This is a genomic window from bacterium (genome assembly GCA_030685015.1).
Taxonomy (GTDB): Bacteria; CAIWAD01; CAIWAD01; order CAIWAD01; family CAIWAD01; genus CAIWAD01.
In genome coordinates, this window is record JAUXWS010000029.1 from 1 (window position 1) to 6,257 (window position 6,257).

Sequence of the window (6,257 nt, forward strand, 5' to 3'; positions counted from 1 at the left end):
AGCAGCCTGTCGGGCTTGGGCCTTGGATGGGATTCGCGTCCAAATCGAGGCCGGGTTTTCGGAATTTTCGCAGGGCATACTGGTGGTCTGTTCAAGAAAATTGCGGAAAATCCGGACCGATTGGGGCGATGAAGACCGCCAAGTGGCCAAGTCCGACAGACTGCTAGAGATGGATCAAGGAGGTCGCGATGAAGAAGGGTTGGATCATCCTCATCGGTTTGCTGGTGGTGATCGTCCTGTTGGTGATGAGCGCCGTCGGCAAGTACAACACCCTGGTGACCCTGGACGAGGGCGTGACCGGCCAGTGGGGCAACGTGGAGAACGTCTACCAGCGCCGGGCCGACCTCATCCCCAACCTGGTCGAGACGGTCAAGGGCTACGCCGCCCACGAGCAGGAGACCCTCACCGGCGTGATCGAGGCGCGGGCCAAGGCCACCCAGGTCAGCGCCGAGTTGACGCCGGAGGCGATGAACGATCCCCAGGCCCTGGCCAGGTTCCAGGCCGCCCAGGGCGAACTGAGCAGCGCCCTCGCCCGCCTGATGGTGGTGGTGGAGCGCTATCCCGACCTCAAGGCGAACCAGAACTTCCTGGACCTGCAGACCCAGCTGGAAGGCACGGAGAACCGCATCGCCGTGGAGCGGCGCCGCTTCAACGACCTGGCGCGCGATTTCAACGCCGCCATCCGGCGCTTCCCGGCCAACTTCGTGGCGGGCATCGCTGGCCTGGGCAAGCACGCCTACTTCGAGGCCGAGCAGGGCGCCGAGAAAGCGCCCAAGGTCGACTTCGGCAAATGATGGCCACGCCGGCGGGGAGCCCATGCCCATGAGCGCGCAACGCATGTCCTGGATCGCCGGCCTGGCGCTGCTCGTCGCCTTGGCGGCGGCCGCGCCCCTGCCCGCCCCTCCCGCCCGCCATTTCGAGGACCGCGCCGGGCTGGTCGCTCCGGCCGAAGCCGCCCAACTCGCGGAACAGCTCTACGCTTTCGAGCAGCGCACGGGCATCCAGTTCGTGGTGGCCGTGCTGCCCGACGTGGAGGATGAGATCACGGACTTCGCCAGCCGTCTTTACGAGCACTGGCGCATCGGCCAGCGCGACACCCAGCGGGGCGTCCTCTTCCTGGTGCTGCCCGGACAGGGCATGGCGCGCCTCGAGACCGGCTACGGCCTCGAGGAGAACCTGCCCGACATCGAGGCGGGACGCATCCTGCGCGACATGCTGCAGGTGCCGCGGGAGCCGGCGGTGGCGCGCTTCCAATACGTCATGATCCGCGTCGCCCAGCGCATCGCGCCGGAGGATCCCCTCGCCCGCGGCGAACTGCCGGCGCGGCGCGGGGAGAATTCCATGCGGGGGCGGGGCGGCGGCCTGCTGGGCCTGCTGGTCCTGGTGGCCATCATGGCCCTGATCGCCGGCCGCGGACGCGGCGGCCGGGGCGGCGGCATGACGCCGCTCCTTATCGGCGCCATCCTCTCCCAGGCGACCCGGGGCGGTGGCGGCTTCGGCGGCCGGGGCGGCTTCGGCGGCGGCGGCTTTTCCGGGGGAGGCGGCTTCTCCGGCGGCGGCGGCGCCAGCGGGAGGTGGTGAGCATGGCGCGATCCGACAAGCCGGCCGAGTTCCTGACGGCGGCCGAGCAGGAGCAGGTGCGCGCCGCCGTGGCGGAGGCCGAGCGCGGCACCAGCGGGGAGATCCGCGTCTACCTGGAGCGCCGCATCCCCTGGTTCGGGCGCGACCCCTACCGCCGCGCCCGGCGCGTCTTCGTCATGCTGGGCATGCACGAGACGGAGGTTCACAACGGCGTGCTGGTCTACCTGGCCACTGCCTCCCACCGCTTCGCCATCGTGGGTGACGAGCGCCTCCACCAGATCGTGGGGGACCTGGGCTGGCACCGCATCGCCGACGCCATGACCGCCCATTTCGCCGCCGACCGCTTCGGCGACGGGCTGGCCGAGGCCGTGCGCGCGGCGGGCGGGCAACTGGCCGAGTACTTCCCCCGGCATCCCGACGACGTCAACGAGCTGCCCGACGAGATCCACTTCGGGCGCTGAGCGCCGGCCCGGGAGACGAGGATGACCCCTGCCCACGCCGAGTTCCTCGCCCGCTGGGCGGCCGCCACGGGCGGCGAGCGCGCCAACTACCAGCTCTTCCTCACCGAGTTGTGCGCCCTGCTGGATCTGCCCACCCCCGATCCGGCCAGCCGCGAGACGGAGGAGAACACCTACGCCTTCGAGCGTCGCGTGGACCTGGCCGGCCCCGATGGCCGCGTCGCCCCCGGCTTCATCGACCTTTACCGGCGTGGCTGCTTCGTCTGCGAGGCCAAACAGACCGGCCTGGAGCTGGAGACGGGCGGCTGGGACAAGGCCATGCTGCGCGCCCAGGCCCAGGCCGAGCGCTACGCCCGCGCCCTGCCCGCCGCCGAGGGCCGCCCGCCCTTCCTCATCGTCACCGACGTGGGCCGCCACCTGGAACTCTACGCCGATTTCACCCGCAGCGGCGCCGTCTACACGCCCTTCCCCGATTCCCGCCGCCACCGCATCCGCCTGGCGGATCTGGAGCGCCCGGAGATCCGCGAACTGCTGCGCGCCGTCTGGCTGGACCCCCTCGCCCTGGACCCGGCCCGCGCCAGCGCCAAGGTCACGCGGGAGATCGCCGCCCGCCTGGCGGACCTGGCGCGCAGCCTGGAGGGCGCCGGCCACCCGCCCGCCGCCACCGCCCAGTTCCTCATGCGCTGCCTCTTCAGCATGTTCGCCGAGGACGTGGGCCTCATCCCCGTCGACACCTTCAGCGGCCTGCTGCGGGACTTCCGCCGGGAGCCGGACAAGCTGCGCACCCTGTTGGAGCAGCTCTGGCAGACCATGGACCAGGGCGGCCTGTGGGGGCGCACGGCCGAGTTCCTGCTGCGCTTCAACGGCGGCCTCTTCCGCGACGTGCAGGCGCCGCTCCTGGCCAGGGAGCAGGTGGACCTGCTGTTGGAGGCGGCCCGCGCCGACTGGCGCCAGGTGGAACCCTCCATTTTCGGCACCCTGCTCGAGCGCGCCCTGGACCCTGGCGAACGCCACAAGCTGGGCGCCCACTACACGCCCCGCGCCTATGTGGAGCGCCTCGTCCTGCCCACGCTGGTGGAGCCCTTGCGCGCCGACTGGCGGGACGCCCGCGCGGCGGCCCTGGCGCTGGAGCAACAGGGCCGGCCCAAGGAGGCCCTGGCCGAGCTGGAGGACTTTCTGCGCCGCCTCTGCGCCGTGCGCGTGCTGGACCCCGCCTGCGGCAGCGGCAACTTCCTCTACGTCGCCCTGGAGCACCTGAAGCGCCTGGAGGGCGAGGTCCTCTCCCTGTTGGCCGACCTGGGCGCCACCCATCGCCTGGAGTTGGAGCACGTCACGGTGGACCCCCACCAGTTCCTCGGCCTGGAGATCAATCCGCGCGCCGCCGCCGTGGCCGAGCTGGTCTTGTGGATCGGCTACCTGCAGTGGCACTTCCGCGTCCACGGCCACGTCCAGCCGCCGGAGCCCGTCCTGCGCGACTTCCGCAACATCCAGTGCCGCGACGCGCTGCTGGAGTGGGACGAACTCACCATCGCCACGGACGGGCAGGGCCGCCCCCTGACGCGCTGGGACGGCGTGACCACCAAGACGCACCCGGTGACGGGCCGCCCCGTGCCCGACGAGCGCGCCCAGGTGCCCGTGGAGCGCTATGTGAATCCGCGGAAGGCCCACTGGCCGGAGGCGGACTACGTGGTGGGCAATCCGCCCTTCATTGGCGACAAGCGCTTGAAGCAGGTGCTCGGCGAGGGCTACGTGGACGCCCTGCGCTCCACCTGGAAGGAGCTGCCCGAGTCCGCCGACTTCGTCATGCACTGGTGGCACATCGCGGCGGAGCTGGCGCGCGCGGGCAAGATCCAGCGCTTTGGTTTTATCTCGACCAATAGTCTGCGACAGATCTTCAATCGGCGCATCGTAGACGCGCATCTTGCCGCCAATCCGCCGTTGCGCCTGGCCTTCGCCATCCCCGACCATCCCTGGGTGGACAGCGCCGATGGCGCCGCAGTGCGTATTGCAATGACGGTGGGGACCGGTGAGAACGTTGAAGGTGACTTGCACACGGTGGCGGAGGAGCTTGCTGAGGGCTTGGACGGGGCGACCATAACACTGCTTGATCTGCGCGGTCAGATCAACGCGGATCTGACTATCGGCGCAGATTTGACAAGAGCGCGGCATCTGCAATCAAATGGTCATATAAGCTCCTTTGGTGTTTCACTGCATGGTGCGGGATTCATTGTGAATCCTGAAGAGGCGAAGATCCTCGGGCTTGGATGTGTGCTTGGTCTTGACCGACATATTCGTGCCTATCGAAATGGTCGTGACTTGATGGGACAGCCGCGTGGAGTCATGGTCATTGATCTTCTGGGGCTGACGGCGGAAGACGTCCGCACCCGCTTTCCATCTGTGTACCAGTGGGTGCTGGAGCGCGTGAAACCAGAGCGTGACCATAACAACCGGGCGAGTTACCGGGAAAACTGGTGGATTCATGCTGAACCTCGTCGCGAACTTCGACCTGCGCTTGAGGGCCTTTGCCGGTTCGTTGCAACAGCTGAAACAGCGAGGCATAGGATTTTTCAATTCCTTCCAGGGGAAATTCTGCCGGACCACAAGTTGATCGCCATTGCACTAGAAGACTCATTTTCACTTGGAGTGCTTTCCAGTCGTGTTCATTGTATCTGGGCACTTCGAAGTGGAGCATGGATGGGAATCGGCAACGATCCGGTTTACTCCAAGAGCAAGTGCTTCGAGCCGTTTCCTTTCCCAATAACAGAGAATGTGATTCATAATCACTTGGTCGAGTTGGGCGAAGCCCTCGACGCCCACCGCAAGGCCCGCCAAGCCGCCCATCCCGGCCTCACCCTCACCGGCATGTACAACGTGCTGGAAGCCCTGCGCCAGGGCCGCCCGCTCACGGCCAAGGAGAAGGAGATCCACGAGCAGGGCCTCGTCTCCGTCCTGGGCAGCCTCCACGACGACATCGACCGCGCCGTGCTGGCGGCCTACGGCTGGGAGGACCTGGCCCCGGCGCTGGTGGGCAAGCCCGGCGGCACCCTGCCCCTGGCCAACCCGGACCCGGAGCAGGCCGCCGCCCAGGAGGAGCTGCTGGCCCGGCTGGTGGCCTTGAACGCCGAGCGCGCCGCCGAGGAGAAGCGCGGCCTGGTGCGCTGGCTGCGCCCGGACTTCCAGTGCCGCGACCGGGCCGCCGCCCCGCGCGGGGTGCAGACCGCCCTGGAAGTGGAGGCGGAGACGCCCGCCCCGTCACCGGGAGCGGGCACCGCGTCCGCCGCCCCCAAGCGCCCCTGGCCCAAGGCCCTCAAGGACCAGATCCGCGCCGTGCGCGAGGTCCGCGCCCAGGGCGCCACCACGGTGGAGGAGATCGCCGCCCGCTTCAAGCGCGGTCCGCTCAAGGGCGTGCAGGCGGTGCTGGAGGCGCTGGAGCTGCTGGAGTGATTACAAGCTCACAATGAAGAGGTTGAAAGTGGACCATATGTTTGACTTGGCGGTCTCAAGGAGCAAGTGCAACAGGTGGTGGCGTAGCTTGCGATTCGGACTCGGCGAGGTTTTTCTCGTATGAGGCGTAGACTTCCAAGGGGCACTTGAACCCATGGACTTTGCGCGGCCGGGTGTTGAGCATCCACTCGAAGGCGTCGAGTTGCTCCTGGCTGTACTGGGACAAGTCAATGCCCTTGGGGAGGAACTGGCGGATCAGGCCGTTGGTGTTCTCGTTGGATCCGCGCTGCCAGGGGCTGTGGGGATCGGCGAAGTAGATCTTCAAACCGGTGCGCTCTCCCAGGGCTTTGTGACACGCCATTTCCTTGCCTTGATCGTAGGTCAGGGTTTGGCGCAGACCGCGCGGGATGCGTTCGAAGGCCCTGCTGAAGCCCTCCAGCGCCGCTTCGGCAGTGGACGCGTCGAGCTTGACCAAGAGGACCAGGCGGCTGGAGCGCTCCACCAGCGTGCCGACGGCGGAGCGGTTTCCAGCGCCCTTGATCAGGTCCCCTTCCCAGTGACCTGGCACAAGCCGGTCTTCCACGTCCGGCGGTCGCACGTGGATGCTGACCATGTCCGGGATCTGGCCGCGACGGTCCTGGCCTTGCGAACGGGGGCGCCGCGCCTTGTGGCCCTGACGCAGATTGGCCAGCAGGTCGGTGCGCAGTTGACCCAGCGGCATGGCATAAAGCGCGGTGTAGATGGTCTCGTGTGACACCGTGCGCGTCCGATCGT

The 6,257-nt window shown here is 68.0% G+C and carries 5 protein-coding genes; 4 read left to right on the plus strand and 1 reads right to left on the minus strand.

The genetic code is table 11. The annotated features are described in order from the left end of the window. Positions 1–188: 188 nt before the first annotated feature. The 4 genes from Q8O14_03375 to Q8O14_03390 are packed head-to-tail and all read left to right on the plus strand — an operon-like array spanning position 189 to position 5,483. A complete protein-coding gene (locus Q8O14_03375) occupies positions 189–794 on the plus strand; it encodes a LemA family protein (GenBank protein MDP2359782.1) in 606 nt (201 codons plus the stop codon). 28 nt (positions 795–822) lie between these two features. Then, the gene (locus Q8O14_03380) at positions 823–1,581 is read left to right on the plus strand and encodes a TPM domain-containing protein (protein MDP2359783.1); all 759 of its coding nucleotides are present in this window, start codon (positions 823–825) and stop codon (positions 1,579–1,581) included. A 2-nt stretch (positions 1,582–1,583) separates the two neighbouring features. Next, positions 1,584–2,042 carry a TPM domain-containing protein gene (locus Q8O14_03385; protein MDP2359784.1) on the plus strand — a complete coding sequence of 153 codons (459 nt, stop codon included), beginning with the start codon at positions 1,584–1,586 and terminating at the stop codon, positions 2,040–2,042. Positions 2,043–2,063: 21 nt separating this feature from the next. After that, the gene (locus Q8O14_03390; protein MDP2359785.1) at positions 2,064–5,483 is read left to right on the plus strand and encodes a class I SAM-dependent DNA methyltransferase; all 3,420 of its coding nucleotides are present in this window, start codon (positions 2,064–2,066) and stop codon (positions 5,481–5,483) included. Positions 5,484–5,538: 55 nt separating this feature from the next. On the opposite strand, the gene Q8O14_03395 is transcribed toward Q8O14_03390, so the two are convergent. Then, on the minus strand, positions 5,539–6,257 hold a 719-nt coding region (locus tag Q8O14_03395; protein ID MDP2359786.1), incomplete at its 5' end, for an IS30 family transposase.

Bases quoted from the DNA above. Each gene is read 5' to 3' on its own strand.
- Q8O14_03375 (MDP2359782.1), top strand. From the start codon at position 189: ATGAAGAAGGGTTGGATCATCCTCATCGGTTTGCTGGTGGTGATCGTC.
- Q8O14_03380 (MDP2359783.1), top strand. From the start codon at position 823: ATGAGCGCGCAACGCATGTCCTGGATCGCCGGCCTGGCGCTGCTCGTC.
- Q8O14_03385 (MDP2359784.1), top strand. From the start codon at position 1,584: ATGGCGCGATCCGACAAGCCGGCCGAGTTCCTGACGGCGGCCGAGCAG.
- Q8O14_03390 (MDP2359785.1), top strand. From the start codon at position 2,064: ATGACCCCTGCCCACGCCGAGTTCCTCGCCCGCTGGGCGGCCGCCACG.